Raw genomic sequence first — 17,701 nt, forward strand, 5'->3', positions numbered from 1 at the left:
AATGACCTAATGTTGCGCAGAAAAAACACAGGACCGGCCGATCGGCTGCCCGGGACCTTAATCGGAGGGGGACTTCAGTCGGCGGGCAGCTCTGACAGATAGCGGCCATAATCGTTCTTGCCGAAGAGTTTGGCCCGCGCGGCCAGTTGCGCCGCGTCGATCCAGCCCTGGCGGAAGGCGATTTCATCGGGCGAGCCCACTTGCAGACCCTGCCGCAGCGTCAGCGTGCGCACGAAATTCCCCGCATCGAGCAGGCTGCCATGGGTGCCGGTGTCAAGCCAGGCATAGCCGCGCCCCATCCGCTCGACCCGTAGCGTGCCCTCGGCCCGGTAGATCTCCAGCAGATCCGCAATCTCCAGCTCGCCGCGCGCGGATGGCTTCACCCGCGCCGCAAGTTCCGATGCCCGACCGTCGAGGAAATACAGCCCGGTCACCGCGAAATTCGACGGCGGATTGGCCGGTTTTTCGATGATCGCCCGCACATTGCCGTCGCGGTCGAAATCCACCACGCCGTAGCGTTCCGGGTCAGAGACGTGATAGCCGAACACCGTACCGCCGGCCTCGCGCGCAGATGCCGCCGCCAGCACTTCCGGCAGGCCGTGGCCGAAAAAGATATTGTCACCCAGCACCATCGCCGAAGGCGCGCCACCGAGGAAGTCTTCGGCCAGCAGATAGGCCTGAGCCAGGCCATCGGGCGAAGGCTGGGTGATCCAGGTCAGCGACAGCCCCCATTGACTGCCATCGCCCATCAGCCGCTGGAACTGCGTCTGGTCCTCCGGCGTGGTGATGATCGCGATCTCACGGATGCCGCCCAGCATCAGCACCGAGAGCGGATAATAGATCATCGGCTTGTCATAAAGCGGCAGCAGCTGCTTTGAGACGCCCATGGTGATCGGATAGAGCCGCGTGCCCGAACCGCCCGCCAGAATGATACCCTTGCGTTTCACGGCCTGTGTCATACTGCCAGCTCCTTCAGAACCTCATCAAGCCCGGCCCGCCAGTCGGGGCGCGGGATGCCGAATGCCGCCTCCAGCGCCGAACAGTCCAGCCGCGAATTCAGCGGCCGCTGCGCCGGGGTCGGGTAATCGCGGGTCGGGATGCCTTCGATGCGGCAGGACAGACCGGCACGGGTCATGATCTCGCGTGCGAAATCCGCCCAGCTCGCATCTGGCATGCCGGAAAAATGATGCGTGCCGCCCGGGGCACCCGCCTTCATCGCCAAAGCTGCCGTCAAAAGCGCATCAGCAATCGCTGCCGCAGGGGTCGGGCCGCCATGCTGATCGGCCACGACCTTCAGCAGGTCACGCTCACGGCCCAGCCGCAGCATGGTCTTCACGAAATTCGCACCATGGGCCGAGAACACCCAGGAGGTGCGCAGGATCAGATGCTGGCCGCCGGCGGCGCGCACGCCCTCCTCACCTTTCAGCTTTGAGCGACCATAGGCGCCGAGCGGTGCGACCGGATCTTCGGGGCGGAAGGGACGGTCACCCTGGCCCGAAAAGACGTAATCGGTCGAGATATGCAGAAAGGGGATCTGCGCTTTCGCGCAGGCTTCGGCCATTGCGGTGGGCGCGTCCCCATTGACCACGCTCGCCAGCGCCTCCTCGCTTTCGGCCTTGTCGACCGCGGTCCAGGCCGCGGCATTGATCACCGCCTCGGTCCGCCCGTCGGCAATCGCGGCCGCGCAAGAGGCCGGATCCGCGAGATCCGCGTGATCGCGGCCCAGGAACACCGCCTGAACCCCCGCCGGCAGGCGGCGCTGCAATTCCGTCGCGACCTGGCCGGTTTTTCCGAAAACGAGCAGCTTCATGCCTTAACCCCCAGCCGCTCGCCCACGCCCTGCCGCGCCAGCAGCGGCTGCCACCAGGCCTCATTGGCGAGATACCAGTCGACGGTGCGCTCCAGCCCCTCTTCGACGGTGACCGAGGGCCGCCAGCCAAGTTCCTCGCGAATGCGGGAGGGATCAATGGCATAACGCGCATCATGGCCGGGGCGATCGGTCACGAAAGTGATCTGATCGCTGTAAGACCCCGCCCCTTTCGGGCGTTTGCGGTCAAGGATGGCGCAAAGCGTCTGCACCAGTTCCAGATTGGTGCGCTCATTCTCGCCGCCGATATTATAGCTGCGGTTCAGCTGGCCTTTCTCGACAACCAGCAGCAGCGCATCGGCGTGATCCTCGACATAGAGCCAGTCGCGGATATTCGAGCCATCGCCATAGATCGGCAGCGGTTTGCCGGCCAAAGCGTTCAGGATGATCACCGGGATCAGCTTTTCCGGGAAATGGAACGGGCCGTAATTGTTCGAGCAATTGGTCAGTACCACCGGCAGGCCGTAAGTCTCGGCCCAGGCGCGCACCAGATGATCCGAGGCCGCTTTCGATGCCGAATAGGGCGAGCGCGGATCATAGGCGGTCTCTTCGGTGAATTTCACCGCAGGATCGCGCGGCAGCGAGCCGAAGACTTCATCGGTCGAAATATGGTGAAACCGGAAAGACGCAGGCTTGCCGGCGCGCGTCCACCAGGCCCGCGCGGCCTCGAGCATGTTATAGGTGCCGGTGATATTCGTTTCGACGAAATCCCCCGGCCCGTCGATCGAGCGGTCAACATGGCTTTCCGCCGCCAGATGCATCACCGCATCGGGCTGATGCGCGTCGAAAATCCGGTCAAGCGCCGCCCGGTCCCTTATATCGGCCTGTTCAAAGGCATAAAGCGGGCTGTTGCCGACCGAGGCGACATTTTCCAGGCAGGCCGCATAGGTCAGCGCATCGACATTCACGATGCTGTGCCCGCGCGAGACCGCCAGCCGCACCACGGCGGATCCGATGAACCCCGCGCCTCCGGTCACGAGAAGCTTCATGCTTTCACCTCATAGCGGAAGGGGCGGCCCGCATCTTTCAACAGCGGCGCGGCCTGGTCTTTGTCTGACAAAACCGGCGGCGCGCCGTCGAGGCCCCAGTCAATCCCGATCTCCGGATCATCCCAGCGGACGGCGCCGTCGCAGTCGGGCGCGTAGAAATCGGAACATTTATATTGCACCTCGACATCCGGGGTCAGGGTGACAAAGCCATGCAAAAAGCCCTGCGGGATCAGGAGCTGGCGCCCGTTTTCCGCCGACAGCTCTTCGGCAACCCATTGGCCAAAGCGGGGCGAGCCTTCGCGGAAATCCACCGCCACATCAAGGATCGCGCCGCGGGTGCAGCGCACCAGCTTGTCCTGGGCATGGGGGGAGGACTGGTAATGCAGCCCGCGCAAAGTGCCTTTGGCGGCGGAAAAGGAATGGTTGTCCTGCACCCAGTCAATATCGATCCCGGCCTCTTTCATCCGAAGCGCATTGAATGTCTCGGTGAACCAGCCCCGCGCATCGCCAAAACGGCGCGGCGTCAGCAGGAGGACTTCGGGAAGGGCGGTGGCTTCGGTCTGCATCTGGCTGGTCTTCCTCAGGGGTCGCAATCGGGTCGGGTCGCAATCAGGTCCGGGTCGCAATCGGGCGTCGTCATCAACGGGCATTGCCCCTTCATAAGCCCCGCGCCGCCTGTCACAAGTGCCGCAGCTTTCGGGGCGCGGAAAAGCCCGCATCCGTCATATCTATCCAAATAATGTCAGCAATTCGTCACGCCCGGACCAGCAAAGTGTAATTATCAGCACCAGAGCCAGCGCGGCGGCCGTCAGATCATGGCGCGGATCCCAGGCCTTGTGACGCCGCGCCAGCCGGATCAGAAACGGATGTGCCAGCGCCAGCGCCAGCCCCTGGCCCAGAAGGGCACCGCCAAGCCCGCCCCAGCCTGCGCCGATGATCAGCGCCGTGGTCTGCAACGCCGCCCTTATCGCCTGGACGAAGAAAAAGCCCCGCCCGTCTCCGGCCGCCAGCGCTGCCTGGTCATAGGTCAGCCCGATCAGCATCGGCATCTGCGCCATCGCCACCGCCGCGATGATCACGCCCACATCCTGGTAGCGCGCATCGTATAAAACGCCCGCGATCAGGTCGCCGCCCGCCGCCATGGCGCCCATCACCAAAAGCATCGGGATCGTCAGGCCAAAGCGCAAATGACGCAGTTTGCGCGCGCCCGCCGGATCGGCATGGGGGCCCAGCTCGCGGTAGATCGGGATCATGATCCGCGTCACCACCAGCCCCGCCAGCAGCACCGGGAAGGAGGCGAGGAAAAAGCCGATATTATAGTGCCCGAGATCGGCCATGCTGAGCCAGGATCCCAGCACCGCCTTATCGCCCTGGGTCAGCAGGAAGCCGGCGGCCGTCGAGGCAAGGATCCATTTCCCCAAATGCACCAGTTCGCGCGCGGCATCGGGCTCCCAGCGGAAACGGTTGGCGGGCCCGGGCAGGAAGACCGAAGTGAGGCACAGTTTCAGCAGCACCTGCGCCACCGCCCCCACCACCAGCGCCCAAATCGAGCCGGTGATCCAGGCGAAAACCACCATCACCACGATGCCGCCGATCTGCGCGGCGAGATCAAGAAGCGTCACCCGCACCAGAAGCAGATGTCGGTTTGCCGTGTCGATCCGCGTCGGGTTGAAGCCGCCGATCAGCAGCGTCAGCCCCGCGACCGGCACCATAAGCGCAAGCTCCGGCACGCCGTAAAACCAGGCGGCGGGCCAGGCGACAAGGCAGGTCAGCACCCAGAGCCCCGCGCCGCGAAACACATTCAGCGTCCAGGCGGTGTTCAGGAAATCCGGGTCATCGCCGCGCGCAGAACGCGAAATGGCCGGGCCGATGCCGACATCGGAAAACATCTGCAGGCCGACCAGCACAACCATGACCAGCGCCATGACCCCGAAGGCCTCGGGATATAAAAGCCGCGTCAGAACCAGGTTCGACAACAGCCGGGCGAATTGCGCGAAAACGTAAGACCCCGCGACAAAGGCCCCGCCGCCAAGCGCTCGCCGGAAAAGGCTCTTGCCTCCGGTCAGTTCCATGATCTGCCCTTTTCTGCCCTGCCCCGCTCGGTCATCCGGTCGGTCACACCGTCGGCAGGGTCGCCATCAGTGCCCCTGTGCAACGCTTTGCCACCTTCCCTTTGGCCCGGGCGCTTTACGCTTGCAAGCGGCACGGCCGCACCCGATCCTGGCCTTTGCTGCCGCTGCCATGAATTCGGATCATGAAACTCGCCTATCTGGTCAACAGCTATCCGCTGCCCTCGCAGACCTTCATCCGCCGCGAGATTCACGCGCTGGAGCGGATGGGCTGGCAGGTGCATCGTTTCGCCATGCGCTCGGAACGGGCGGGTCTGGTCGAGGCCGCCGATATCGCCGAAGACAGCCGCACCGAACATCTGCTGGAACACGGGCTGTTGCGCCTGATCCGCAGCGCCCTGCCCTTCGCCCTGCGCCGTCCGGGCGCGGCCTGGCGCAGCCTCAGACTGGCGCTGAAATGCGGCGTCAATGGTGCCGGCGGCGCGCCCGGAACCGGCGGCAGGCTGCGTCACCTGGTCTACTGGATCGAAGGGGCCGAGGTCGCACGGCGCTGCCATCTGGCCCGTCTGCCGCATATCCACGCGCATTTCGGCACCAATTCCACCACGGTCGCCATGCTGGCGGCGGAAATCGGCGGTCTGGGTTTCTCCTTCACCACGCATGGGCCCGAAGAATTCGACGCCCCCCGCGCCCATAATCTCGGTGAGAAAACCGCGCGCGCCGATTTCTCGGTGGCGATTTCCTCCTTCGGGCGCGCGCAGCTCTGCCGCTGGGCCGGCGTGCAGGACTGGCCAACGATCGAGGTCGTGCATTGCGGCATCGAGACCTGGCGCTTCCCCGAGCCCGCGCCGATGCGCGATACCGGACCGCGCCGGCTTGTGGCCATCGGCCGCATGTCGGAACAAAAGGGCTTTCCGCTGCTGATCGAGGCAATGGCGCAGGTGAAGACCGATCTGCCCGATCTGCGCCTGACCCTGATCGGCGAGGGCGAGCTGCGCCCGATGATCGAATCGCAGATCCGCGCGGCGGGGCTTGAGGATCGCATCACCCTGACCGGCTGGCTGGATGAGGCCGGGGTCCGCGATGAACTCGCGCGCGCCCATGCGCTGGTGTTGCCCTCTTTCGCCGAGGGCCTGCCGATGGTGCTGATGGAGGCTTTCGCCGCCGGGCGCCCCGCGATTGCCAGCGCCATTGCCGGCATTCCGGAACTGGTCACGCCCGGCACCGGCTGGCTGGTGCCCGCAGGCGATGCCGATGCGCTGGCAGATGCGATGCGCGGCTTTGCCGCTGTGCCGGTCGGGGTTCTGGCCCGGATGGGGCGCGAGGCGCGGGCCGATGTCTTTGCCCGCCATGACATCAATATCGAGGCCGGAAAGCTCGCCCGCCATTTCCGCGCCGCGATGCGTCTGCCGGCGGAAGGGCCGGATCCGGTCAGCGACCACGGGTGAATTCCGCCCCGCCCTGCCTGCGCCGCACCGCCAGAGCAACCGCCGCATAGGCCGCGAAGCCCAGCGGATCGCGCGCCGCAAGTCGTATCAGCCCGCCCGCGCCTAAGGAGGCCTTGCCCTCGCGTTCCAGAATGCCGGGAAAGGTCGCGGCAAGCTCACGCACGCCAAGATCCTGACGGCGGCGCACCCTGACCAGGGCAGCAAAGCCTTCGACCATCGGCCAGGCATAGGGCGCGGCGATCTGCACCCGCTCCTCAGGTTCGAAACGCAGCCGCACGAAAGTGTCATCCGAGATCAGCCGGGGAAATTCGCCCCATCGCGCGCGGCCCTCCGGGTTGGTGGCGTAAAGCCCGTAGCCCGGCGCAGTGCTTTGCGCGAAAGGCAGCTGCTGCCAGAACCGCGCATAGGCGCGGGTAAACCAGGATTTCGCCCGCGGGATCTGCGGCGTGGCCCCGGCATAAAGCGCGCGAGGGCCGGCCAGCGCCGCCACCAGCCCCGCCATCACCCCCGGCGACACCAGGCAATCGGCATCAAGCCAGGCGAGAACGCGGCCCCGCGCCACCGCCCCGCCCGCATTCAGTGCGCCGGGTTTCGAGCCCTCGGCGAGATCAAGCACGGTCATCTCCCACCCCGCCGGCACCGGAACTGCCCGGGCGATCTCGGCTGTGCGGTCGCGGCAGCCATTGGCAACCACGATCACCTCAGCGCCGCCTGGCACAGGATCTGAGGCAAAGACCGCCGCGAGGCAGGGGCCGATCCAGGCCGCCTCATTCGAGGCCGGGATGATGACGCTGAGTGCAGGCGGCGGGTTCAGCATGCGCCACAGGCCCGCATCAGCGCCCGCCAGCGCGGATTGTCATCCGAGAGATGCCTGAGCGCGCCCCAGCTGCCATGCCGCCCCGGGGTCGCCACAAAGCCGTAATGGGTGAAAGGCGCATCACTCAGCTCCGCCCAGGAGGCGAGCAGGTCCTCATAAAGCACGCCCATTCCGTCCGAATAGTTCAGCGCGGTGAAAAACGCGGTGACCTCGGCGTCATCGGCGACCGGGCCGATCCCGGTCACATGGGTGCCGCCCTCATACATCACCAGCCGCAGCCCGTGTTTTTTTGCAATTTCAGCCTGATAGGGCCAGATCACTCCGGTCAGATGCGCCAGGGTATCATCGGGCTTCCCCGAGACAGAACCATCGCGCAATTCCGCAACGGCGCGCCCGATTGCCTGATCGAGCCCGTATTTCTCACCCCAGGCCTCCAGCGACCGGCCCTCAAGCCCCAGCCCCGCGGCTTGATCCTTTGCAGCCGCCTTGCTCTCGCCAAGCCAGGCGCGGATCATCGGCAGCCGATCCTCATGGCCCAGCGCGCCCGAGAAATAGCCGGTTACCGCCCAGGCATCAAAGCTGGTCACAGGTGCGGGCCGTCCCTCATCCGTCACCTGCTTTGGCGCAAGGAGATGCTCTTCCAGCCCCAGCCAGCCGGTCTGGGTCGACAGGACCCGCACCAGCCGCGCCGGATCGGCGATTTCCTCCGCCCAGATCGCCATGACCTCGGCCGCGCGCAGCGCGTAAAAGGCGAGCCAGCCGCCATCCCCGCCCCAGCGGGCCCTGGCCTGCTGATCCGCCCAGACGGCCTGGGAAAACTGCCAGTTCCAGACCTCGTTGGAATATTCCACCCATGCCACGCGGCCCGGCGCCAGACCTGTCGCCACAATCTGCGCCATCTCGGCCACCAGCGCGTCTGACGCCATATGCGGCAGCGTGATCCAGGGATCGGCCCCCAGCCGGTTCGCAAGCTCCACCACGACCTCAACCGGCACGCCGCGCCGCGTCCAGGTGTAATCCCCGGGCCGGGGTCGGTCTTCGGGCGTGATCAGCGGCGAATCGTTGGTCTGCAGCCAGTCCATGAACCGCAAAAGCCCGATGCCTTTAAGGCGCGCGAGGAAATCGGGATTGAAGACCTCGCCCGCCGCCATGAGCGCCTCACGGTCTTCGCGCAGGACGCGGATCTCACGGATCGGATCGGCGGGATCGCTGGCGGTGATCCGCAGATCGACAAGACCCGGCCCGGGCGTATAATCAAAGCTGATCCGGCGGCCATCCCGGCGCGGATTGCGCGCCAGACCGCCAACCGCGACATCACCGGTGCCGCTCCAAGTCACCAGATAGCGGCCGGCCAGATCGCGCGCATCAGAAGGCATATCGGTCAAAAGCACGGTGCCGATGGCGTCGAGCCCCTCCGGGATATGCTTCGGCCAGCCGTGATCGCCCAGCACGCCCGCCGCTGCCAGCGCGTCATGGTCCAGGCCGCCCCATTGCCCCGGCAGATGCCCGATCCAGTCACGCGCCGATTTCATCACATCAAGGAAGGGCTGCTCCGGCGACCAGTCGCGCCCGCCCAATAGCCCCATGCCGAGGCGCTGCGCCCTCGCCTCTGCCCAGGCGGCGCCGGGCAGCAGCGGCACAGCCATCGCACCCGCAACGGTTTTGCCAAAAGCCCGGCGGGTCAGCGCCACCCTCACGGCACCGACCTTTGCACGACACCGCTTGGCGGATAGGCGGTCACGACATCCCAGGCGATTTCCTGCATCCGCCTTGCCGCCACCGGATCAATATTGATGCGGCCACCATCGGCGCGGGCGACGTCTGCGGGCAACCCCAGCGGCGAGCGGCCATAGATTACTGCATAATGCGTCACTGCCATCAGCCAGGCGCCGGTATCGTTGAAATGGATGTCATCGCTCAGGAAATCCTCGACACCGCGAAGCCCGGGCAGCTCGCCCGCCTCAGCCGCGCGCACCGCCGCTGCCATCACCTGGCCGCCGGGGATGACATGGATCGTGCCGACGCCCTCCGCCGCCATGGCCGGGCGGAGCAGCGCGCCCTCCCACAAGGCGGGCAGGTCCTGGCCGATCCGCCCCAGCCAGTCGCCGGGGTCATTCGAGGTATCGTTCAGCGAATGCCAGGTCTCGTAAAGATAGACCCGCGCATCGGGGCGCGCCTTGCGGATCTCAGCCGCCCAGAAGGCCAGCGCGCCCGGCGCATCATGCCAGCGGATCGCATCTTCCAGCGCCACCATCTCGGTCAGCACCACCACCGGATAGTCACCGCTGGCCAAGGCCTCCCCCACCGGACGAAAGGCGGGTGTCGCGTTTTCCTCTGCCATTCCCGCGACTTCGCCCTTGCGATGCGCGTTCAGGCTTGCCCCCCAGCCGAGCTGGCTGTTCCAGTCATGCCCGGCGAAGCCCGCGAGAATCGCCGGCATATCGCGCCCGGTCAGCGAATGACCCAGATGGTAGACCGCAACCGGCCCGGCCGGGGGTGGCAGCGGAACCTCATAACGGGCGGCAAATTCCTCCTGCGACAATTCGCGCCCCAGCGCCGCGCCGGGCAGCACCAATGGCAGGCTCAGCACCGCACCCAGAAGAACGACGCAGGCCAGAATGGCGCCCGCCAGCAGAAGAATCGGCTTTTTCACAGCTTGTTCCCTGGCTGCCACAGAAGGATCACCGGATGATTTTGCCCTTAATTCTTCGCAGTTACCACAGCGGGGCAGAAAAAGCTGCGTTTCCAGCCTGAAAACGATGCGAATACCGGCCCCTGCCCGCCACCTCGCCGCGTGATGCCGGCAGTTTCACGCGCCCGCCCGCCGACAGTCCGGTGACATTCCGTCAGGCTGTGGCTATTCTCCACGCCGCCTCCGGGGGACAATCGGAGGGCGTATGGCAGGAAGGGCAGAACCGGGTGACACGCGCCAGTGACCGCGTCAGTGAGATGGGCTTCGAGGCGCCGGGCCGGCGTGAGCGGCTGGCAAATCGCTATGCCGCCTGGGCCGCGCGCCATGCCAAACCGGCCGAAGGCTTTTCGCTGCGCCCCGAGCCGCGCTCCATCGGGCTTTATGCGCGCGGCAAGCAGATCATGGCCGGGAATATCGTGCTTGCCGGCCATCTGGTCGAGACCGGGGACGCAACTGCCGAAGCCGAGATCTGGGATCTGACCGCGCCCGACCCCGCCTTTACCGATGAGGCGCATGGCTTCACCTGGCTTGATGATCTGGCCGCACTTGGCACATCGCGGGCGCGCGACCGGGCCCGTGCCTGGACCTGGAGCTGGATCCGGCGATTCGGCGATGGCACCCGACCGGGCTGGACCCCGGCGCTGACCGGCAGGCGGCTGATCCGCTGGATCCATCATTCCGACTTCCTGCTCGAGGGCGAAGCCCCTTCAGACCGCGCCCGATTCTTCGCCTCTCTGGCGCGGCAGGCGGGGTTTCTGGCGCGCCGCGCGGCGTCGGCCCGGCCTGGCCTTGCCCGGATCGAGGCGCTGACCGGCCTGATCTACACCCATCTCTCGCTGGAGGAAGAGGCGCCAAAACTTGGCCAGGCGCTGACCGCACTGGCGAAGGAATGCGACGAGCGCATCGACCGCAGCGGCGCGATCAACAGCCGCAACCCAGAAGAATTGCTGGAGATTTTCACCCTGCTCGGCTGGGCGGTGCAAAGCCTCTCGGATACGGGGCACACGGTTCCGGCGGCGCTTTCGGCGACCCTGGACCGGGTCGCGCCCTGTCTGCGCGCGCTGCGCCATTCCGATGGCGGGCTGGCGCGCTTCCATTCCGGCGGCACCGGGCCTGAGGGGCGGCTTGACCAGGCACTCGCCGCCTCACGGGCGCTGCCAGCGGCGGGGCATGTTACTCTGGCGATGGGCTATGCACGGCTCTCTGCCGCCCGCACCACCGTCATTCTTGATGTCGCGGACCCGCCCGGCGGGGCTGCGGCGCTACATGCACATGCCTCGACCGCCGCGTTTGAGCTGAGTTCCGGTCGGCGTCCGCTGATCGTCAATTGCGGCCCGGGTCAGAGCGCCGGGCCGGAATGGCGGCTCGCGGCACGGGCGACGCAGTCGCATTCGGCCCTGTCACTGACCGGGTTTTCCTCATCCCGCTTTGGCGCCTCGACCAGCCATCTGAGCGAGAGCGCCCATGTATCGGACCTGCATTTCGCCGGGTCTGACGGCGCTTTCGTCCGGCTCAGCCATGATGGCTGGCAGGCGGGTCACGGGCTGATTGCCACCCGCGAGCTGCATCTCTCGCCTGACGGGCGGCGGCTGAGCGGCACGGATCTTCTGTCCTCGACCACACCGGAAGCCCGCGCGCAGTTCGACCGGATGGTCGAACGCTCGCCACTCGGGGGGCTGCCCTTCACCATCCGCTTCCATCTGCATCCCGATGTCGATGCCTCGCTGGATATGGGCGGGGCGGCGGTGTCGATGCAGCTGCGCTCTGGCGAGATCTGGGTTTTCCGTCATGACAGCGGCGCCGATCTGTCGCTGGAGCCCTCGGCCTGGCTCGAACGTGGCCGGCTTGCGCCGCGCCATGCACAACAGATCGTGTTGATGGGCTTTGCCCAGCACTATGACAACCGTATCGGCTGGACGCTTGCGAAAGCCCAGGATACTCCGCTCGCGATCCGCGATCTGGACCGGGATGACCCGGTTCCCATCTGAATTCCCCGTCAGAGAGGCCCCATGTCGATTTCCGCGCCCCGCTCCGCCGCCCCTGCGACACCCGTCCGCCCGCGCCGCGCCCTTTTGTCGGTATCGGACAAGACCGGGCTGATCGGGTTCGCGCGCGCGCTGCACGGCCACGGGGTTGAACTGCTCTCGACCGGCGGCACAGCCAAGGCGCTGCGCGAGGCGGATCTGCCGGTGAAAGACGTGGCCGAAATCACCGGCTTCCCCGAGATGATGGATGGTCGCGTCAAGACGCTGCATCCGATGGTGCATGGCGGGCTGCTGGCTTTGCGCGACAATAAAGATCATGTCGCGGCGATGGAGGATCACGGGATCGGCGCAATCGATATCCTGGTCGTGAACCTCTACCCGTTTGAAGAGACAGTGGCGAAGGGTGCCGATTATGCCACCGCAGTCGAGAATATCGACATTGGCGGCCCGGCGATGATCCGGGCGGCGGCCAAGAACCACGCCTTTGTCGCGGTGGTGACCGATACCGAAGACTATGCCGGCGTGATTGCAGAAATCGAACAGAATGGCGGCACGAGCTATGCCTTCCGTCAGCGGCTCGCCCTGACCGCTTATGCCCGCACTGCGGCCTATGACACTGCCGTGTCGACCTGGATGGCGGCGGCGATTGCGGAACCCGCGCCGCGTTACCGCGCCATGGCCGGAAAACTTGCACAAACCCTGCGTTATGGCGAGAATCCGCACCAGAAAGCGGCCTTCTACCTGGACGGATCGAACAGGCCCGGCGTGGCCACCGCAAAACAGTGGCAGGGCAAGGAACTCAGCTACAATAATATCAACGACACCGATGCCGCGTTCGAGCTGGTGGCAGAGTTTGCGGGCCAGGGCCCGGCGGTTGCCATTATCAAACATGCGAACCCCTGCGGCGTCGGCAAAGGCTCTTCGCTGCTCGAAGCTTACCAGCGCGCCTATAGCTGCGACACCACCTCGGCTTTCGGCGGCATTGTCGCGCTGAACCAGGAGCTGGACGCCGCCACCGCCGAAGAGATCGTGAAGATCTTCACCGAAGTCGTCATTGCGCCTTCGGCCAGCGATGCGGCGAAGGCGGTTTTCGCGGCGAAAAAGAACCTCCGCCTGCTGACCACCGGCGCGCTGCCGGATGCGTCGCAAGGTGCGCTCTCGTTCCGCCAGGTCGCGGGCGGTTTCCTTGTCCAGGATTCGGATGTCGACACCATCACGCTATCTGATCTGAAAGTGGTGACGAAACGCGCCCCTTCGGGCCAGGAGCTGGAAGACCTGTTCTTCGCCTGGAAAGTCGCGAAACATGTCAAATCAAACGCCATCGTCTATGTGAAAGACGGGGCGACGGTCGGCATCGGCGCGGGCCAGATGAGCCGCGTCGACAGCACCATGATCGGCGCGAGGAAAGCCGGCGAGATCGCCGGGGCCCTTGGGCTGAGCGAAAGCCCGGCGGTTGGTTCGGTCGCCGCCTCGGACGCCTTCTTCCCCTTTGCCGACGGGATCGAAGTTCTGGCGGGCAATGGTGTGAAAGCCGTGATCCAGCCCGGTGGCTCGATGAAAGATGCCGATGTGATCGAAGCCGCAGACCGGCTTGGCCTTGCCATGGTCTTCACCGGCCAGCGCCATTTCCGGCACTGACATGCGCGCAGCCTGGCTTTCCGCCCTCATCACCTTCGGCCTCGACCAGGCGTCCAAACTGGCGGTGGTCCAGGGCCTTGATCTGATCAACCGGGGCGAGATCGACGTCTGGCCCCCGTTCCTCGTCTTCCGTATGGCCTGGAATCGCGGCATCAATTTCGGCCTCTTTGCCGGGGATGCCGAGGCAGTGCGGTGGGGAATCGTTCTGGTCTCGCTGGTGATCTCAGTCTGGGTCTGGATCTGGGTGCGGCGCTCGCGCCCCGGCCCCCTTGCGCAGATTTCCGCCGGTCTGCTGGTCGGTGGTGCGCTTGGCAATGTGATCGACCGGATCTGGTACGGCGCGGTGGCGGATTTCCTCAATACCTCCTGCTGCGGATTCGAGAATCCCTATGCGTTCAACGTCGCCGATATCGCAATCTTTGCCGGGGCCTTTGGCCTGGTGCTCTTTACCGGCAGGCCGGCTGCGGGCAGGAAATCGGGGGCAAAAAAGGGCTGAGCCGGATTTCTGACGGTGCCGGGCCGGCGCCCTGGCCGAAAGACCCCGTGACGCGACCAATCCCATAGGCTAAGAGACTTCAAAGGCCGAAGGGCAGCATAAGACGGAAAGACGAATGCCGGGGAACAGGATGCAGGCAAGATCGGGCGCAAGGTCGGGCAAGGGCATGATCGCGCTGACGATTGCGCTGGTGCTGTCCGGATGTGCCGCCGACAAGGGCGATTCAACCGATCTGATGCGGCTGCGTTCGAAAGACGGGCCGGATGAATTCGCGGTCCTGCCGCCGAAGGCGCTGGAAATGCCCGGAAGCCTCAGGGATCTGCCCGCGCCGACGCCGGGCGGCGGCAACCGCACCGATCAGCGCCCGCTTGATGATGCTGTGGTGGCGCTTGGCGGCAAGCCCGGCGCCTCGGGTGGCATCCCCGCCGCCGATGCCGCGCTTTATGCCCATGCCGCGCGCAATGGCACCCAGGCCGATATCCGCAGCCAGCTGGCCTCGGAAGATCTGCAATGGCGCCGCGACAACAAGGGCCGCATTCTTGAGCGCATGTTCAGCGTCAACACCTATTACCGCGCCTATAAAGACCAGTCGCTCAATCAGTATCGTGAACTGGAATACTGGCGTTCTCGCGGTCTTTTGACCCCATCTGCTCCGCCGGAAGGCTATGACAAGCAGAAGGAAGAAAAGGAACGCCAGAAGAAGAAGCGCGGCGGCCTCCAGCTGTTCTGATGTCAGGGATGCGTCCTTAACCCGTATCCCGATCCTCAGCCGCCAGGAGCCCGTTCAACCTGCCCCCAGCCGGGCAGCGCCCGGAACACAGCGGAAACCCATCGGAGGACGGATGCGTCTTGTGACCCGACTTGCCCGCAAAGCCAGGGGGAAAACCCGCGGCTTTGCGAGGATCATGCCTGCTTTGCCGCTGCTTGCGGCATTTTCTGCCTTTGCCGCCCAGGCCGAGACGGTTTCGGCCTTCCGGCTGGAAAACGGCCTTGATGTGGTGGTGATCGAGGATCACCGTGCCCCGGTCGTCGTCCAGATGATCTGGTATCGCGCCGGCGCCGCCGATGAGCCTGCGGGCAAATCCGGCATCGCGCATTTTCTGGAACATCTGATGTTCAAGGGCACCGACAAAGTGCCCGCCGGCCAGTTCTCGGCCACGGTCGAGGCGCATGGCGGCGATGACAATGCCTTCACCTCCTGGGATTACACCGCCTATTTCCAGCGCATTGCCGCTGATAAGCTGGAAATGGTGATGGAGATGGAGGCCGACCGGATGCGGGGGCTGAAGCTCGACCCCGCCGTGGTGCTGACCGAACGCCAGGTGATCCTTGAGGAACGGGCACAGCGCACCGATTCCGATCCGGGCGCGCTTCTGGGCGAACAGATGCGGGCGGCCCTGTTCATGAACCACCGCTACGGCGTTCCGATCATTGGCTGGCGCCATGAAATTGCCGACCTGACCCGCGAGGATGCGCTGGCCTGGTATGAGCAATATTACGCCCCGAACAATGCGACGCTGATCATCGCGGGCGATGTGACCCCCGATCAGGTGAAGGATCTGGCCGAGAAATATTACGGCCCCATTGCGCCCTCGGAAGGCATAAAGCCGCGTATCCGCCCGCAAGAGCCGCCGCACCTGGCGGAACGCCGGCTGACCTATGCCGATGAGCGGGTCTCTGACCCCTATGTCTACCGCTCTTACCTGGCGCCGGAACGCAATCCCGGCGATCAGAAGACCGCAGCCGCCTTGTCGATCCTGGCCGAGCTCCTCGGCGGCAATGGCCAGACGGCGATCCTGCCGCGCGCGCTGCAGTTCGATGCCCAGGTCGCGGTCTGGTCTTCGGCCTTTTACGATGGCACCGCGCTCGATGACGCGACTTTCGGGCTTTATGTTGTGCCGGCGCCCGGGGTGAGCCTTGGCGAGGCCGAGGCGGCGATGGATGAGGTTCTGGCGAAATTCCTTCAGGAAGGCCCCGATCCGGAGGCGTTTGACCGGATCAAGACCCAGATCCGCGCCTCGGACATCTATGCCAAAGACGATGCGATGGGGCTGGCAAAGCTTTACGGCGAGGAGCTTTCGGTCGGCCTCGGGCTTGAGGATATCCAAAGCTATACGGCGGTGCTGGATGAGGTGACCATCGCGGATGTGATGCAGGCCGCGCACCAGGTGCTGAACCGCAACAATGCGGTGACCGGCTGGCTGGAGCGCCCGCTGGAAGCGTCGCCGGAAGTGTCGCCGGAACAGGCGCCGGAACAATCCGCCGCCCCGGCTGAGGCAGCCCCCCGGACGGAACCGGCCACAAGTGAAACGGAGGCCGCAGAATGATGTTTCGTGCTCTGGTCGCAGCTGTTGCGATCCTTATCCCGGGTCTCGCCTGCGCCGATATTCCGATCAAAGAGGTGAAAAGCCCCGGCGGGCTGACCGCCTGGCTGGTTGAAGATCACAATATCCCCTTCACCGCGCTGGAGATCCGCTTTCGCGGCGGCACTTCGCTGGATGACCCGGCCAGACGCGGCGCGATTTACCTGATGTCGGGGCTGATCGAGGAAGGGGCCGGCGATCTCGACAGCAAGGGCTTTGCCGAGGCGCGAGACAGCCTTGCGGCCTCGTTTTCCTTCGCGGCCTCGACCGATACTTTTTCGGTCTCGGCCCGGTTTCTGAGCGAGAACCGCGATGAGGCGGTGGATCTGCTGGCTCTGGCGCTGAACAGGCCGCGCTTTGATGAAGATGCGGTGGTCAGGGTGCGCGAACAGGTGCTCTCGGGGCTGCGTTCCGAATTGCGCGATCCTTCGGCGATTGCCTCGCAGACCTTTGATCAGCTGGCTTATGGCGAGCATCCCTATGGCAGCACCGGGCGCGGCACGCTTGCATCGGTTGCGGCCCTGAGCCGCGCCGATATCGTCGAGGCCTGGAAGACCGCTCTTGCGCGTGAGAATGTCTATATCTCGGCCGCAGGTGACATCACCACCGAAGAGCTGGGGCTGATCATCGACCGCGTGCTGGGCGGTCTGCCGGAAACCGGCGCCCCCCTGCCCGGGGCCGCCCCCTGGCTGCTGCCACCGGGGGTGAGCGTGATCGACTTCCCCTCGCCGCAATCGGTGGTGGTGTTTGGCCAGTCGGGGATTTCGCAGAAGGACCCGGATTTCTTTGCGGCCTTCGTCCTGAATGAGGTGATGGGCGGCGGGCGGTTTTCGGCCCGGCTGATGACCGAGGTGCGCGACAAGCGCGGGTTGACCTATGGGATCGGGACCTATCTTGTCGGGATGGATCATTCGGACAGCTATCTCGGGCAGTTCCAGGCCTCGAATGACAAGGTCGCCGAGGCGATCAGCGTGATCCGCGCGCAATGGGCAAAGATCGCGACCGAAGGGATCAGCGAGAAAGAGCTGACGGATGCGAAGACCTATCTGACCGGCGCCTATCCGTTGCGCTTTGACGGCAATGCGCCGATTGCCTCGATCCTTGTGGGCATGCAGATGCAGGGGATGCCGATTGACTATCCGAACACCCGTAATGCGAAGGTCGATGCGGTCACGATGGCGGATGTGAAACGGGTGGCGGCACGGCTTTATCAGCCCGAGGCCCTGCGTTTCGTGGTGGTGGGCCAGCCGGTGGATGTGACGCCGTCGCCGTGACGCGCGGCTCAGCGCCTGACAGACCGTTGTTTTCCTGAACAAAGCAGGGGAGGGCAACCCTCC

The 17,701-nt window shown here is 65.3% G+C and carries 15 protein-coding genes; 7 read left to right on the forward strand and 8 right to left on the reverse strand.

The window, feature by feature from the left end; translation table 11 throughout:
* Nucleotides 1–74: 74 nt before the first annotated feature.
* The 5 genes from rfbA to JC607_RS15805 all read right to left on the reverse strand — a co-directional run bounded on the left by rfbA (nucleotide 75) and on the right by JC607_RS15805 (nucleotide 4,928).
* Entirely contained in the window at nucleotides 75–959 is an 885-nt protein-coding gene (rfbA, locus tag JC607_RS15785) for a glucose-1-phosphate thymidylyltransferase RfbA (RefSeq protein WP_198837861.1), read from the reverse strand.
* Nucleotides 956–1,810, reverse strand: coding sequence for a dTDP-4-dehydrorhamnose reductase (rfbD, locus tag JC607_RS15790; RefSeq protein WP_198837862.1), 855 nt, complete (start codon nucleotides 1,808–1,810; stop codon nucleotides 956–958). Before rfbD ends, rfbA begins: the two co-directional genes overlap by 4 nt.
* A complete protein-coding gene (rfbB, locus tag JC607_RS15795; RefSeq protein WP_198837863.1) occupies nucleotides 1,807–2,856 on the reverse strand; it encodes a dTDP-glucose 4,6-dehydratase in 1,050 nt (349 codons plus the stop codon). Before rfbB ends, rfbD begins: the two co-directional genes overlap by 4 nt.
* Nucleotides 2,853–3,422 (reverse strand): dTDP-4-dehydrorhamnose 3,5-epimerase, encoded by a 570-nt coding sequence (gene rfbC / locus JC607_RS15800; protein WP_198837864.1) that lies wholly within the window; start codon nucleotides 3,420–3,422, stop codon nucleotides 2,853–2,855. Before rfbC ends, rfbB begins: the two co-directional genes overlap by 4 nt.
* 162 nt (nucleotides 3,423–3,584) lie before the next feature.
* Complete coding sequence (locus JC607_RS15805; protein ID WP_198837865.1) at nucleotides 3,585–4,928, reverse strand: oligosaccharide flippase family protein; 1,344 nt, start codon at nucleotides 4,926–4,928, stop codon at nucleotides 3,585–3,587.
* 182 nt (nucleotides 4,929–5,110) lie between these two features.
* On the opposite strand from JC607_RS15805, the gene JC607_RS15810 reads away from it, so the two are divergent.
* The gene (locus JC607_RS15810; protein ID WP_198837866.1) at nucleotides 5,111–6,373 is read left to right on the forward strand and encodes a glycosyltransferase family 4 protein; all 1,263 of its coding nucleotides are present in this window, start codon (nucleotides 5,111–5,113) and stop codon (nucleotides 6,371–6,373) included.
* Here JC607_RS15810 and JC607_RS15815 read toward each other — a convergent pair.
* Genes JC607_RS15815 through JC607_RS15825 form a run of 3 tightly spaced genes read right to left on the reverse strand, consistent with a single transcriptional unit; the run spans nucleotide 6,357 to nucleotide 9,843 of the window.
* A complete protein-coding gene (locus JC607_RS15815; RefSeq protein WP_198837867.1) occupies nucleotides 6,357–7,190 on the reverse strand; it encodes a glycosyltransferase family 2 protein in 834 nt (277 codons plus the stop codon). The genes JC607_RS15810 and JC607_RS15815 overlap by 17 nt on opposite strands.
* Nucleotides 7,184–8,881, reverse strand: a complete 1,698-nt coding sequence (locus tag JC607_RS15820) for a hypothetical protein (protein ID WP_198837868.1) — start codon at nucleotides 8,879–8,881, stop codon at nucleotides 7,184–7,186. The genes JC607_RS15815 and JC607_RS15820 overlap by 7 nt, the downstream gene beginning before the upstream one ends.
* A 2-nt stretch (nucleotides 8,882–8,883) precedes the next feature.
* On the reverse strand, nucleotides 8,884–9,843 hold the full coding sequence (locus tag JC607_RS15825) for a hypothetical protein (RefSeq protein WP_198837869.1): 960 nt from the start codon (nucleotides 9,841–9,843) through the stop codon (nucleotides 8,884–8,886).
* A gap of 266 nt (nucleotides 9,844–10,109) precedes the next feature.
* On the opposite strand from JC607_RS15825, the gene JC607_RS15830 reads away from it, so the two are divergent.
* From JC607_RS15830 to JC607_RS15855, 6 genes are all read left to right on the forward strand, one after another.
* Nucleotides 10,110–11,870: a heparinase II/III family protein gene (locus tag JC607_RS15830; protein ID WP_370584826.1), complete on the forward strand. Its 1,761-nt coding sequence runs from the start codon at nucleotides 10,110–10,112 to the stop codon at nucleotides 11,868–11,870.
* 21 nt (nucleotides 11,871–11,891) lie between these two features.
* Nucleotides 11,892–13,505: a bifunctional phosphoribosylaminoimidazolecarboxamide formyltransferase/IMP cyclohydrolase gene (purH, locus tag JC607_RS15835; RefSeq protein ID WP_198837870.1), complete on the forward strand. Its 1,614-nt coding sequence runs from the start codon at nucleotides 11,892–11,894 to the stop codon at nucleotides 13,503–13,505.
* Between the two features lies 1 nt (nucleotide 13,506).
* On the forward strand, nucleotides 13,507–14,001 hold the full coding sequence (gene lspA, locus JC607_RS15840; RefSeq protein ID WP_198837871.1) for a signal peptidase II: 495 nt from the start codon (nucleotides 13,507–13,509) through the stop codon (nucleotides 13,999–14,001).
* 130 nt (nucleotides 14,002–14,131) lie between these two features.
* A complete protein-coding gene (locus tag JC607_RS15845) occupies nucleotides 14,132–14,731 on the forward strand; it encodes a DUF3035 domain-containing protein (protein ID WP_198837872.1) in 600 nt (199 codons plus the stop codon).
* A gap of 175 nt (nucleotides 14,732–14,906) precedes the next feature.
* Nucleotides 14,907–16,328: a pitrilysin family protein gene (locus JC607_RS15850; protein WP_198837895.1), complete on the forward strand. Its 1,422-nt coding sequence runs from the start codon at nucleotides 14,907–14,909 to the stop codon at nucleotides 16,326–16,328.
* The gene (locus JC607_RS15855; RefSeq protein WP_370584827.1) at nucleotides 16,325–17,638 is read left to right on the forward strand and encodes a M16 family metallopeptidase; all 1,314 of its coding nucleotides are present in this window, start codon (nucleotides 16,325–16,327) and stop codon (nucleotides 17,636–17,638) included. Before JC607_RS15850 ends, JC607_RS15855 begins: the two co-directional genes overlap by 4 nt.
* Nucleotides 17,639–17,701: the final 63 nt, after the last annotated feature.

Origin of the sequence: Paracoccus sp. IB05 (genome assembly GCF_016405985.1) — a bacterium.
In the GTDB taxonomy this organism is placed as follows: Bacteria; Pseudomonadota; Alphaproteobacteria; order Rhodobacterales; family Rhodobacteraceae; genus Pseudogemmobacter.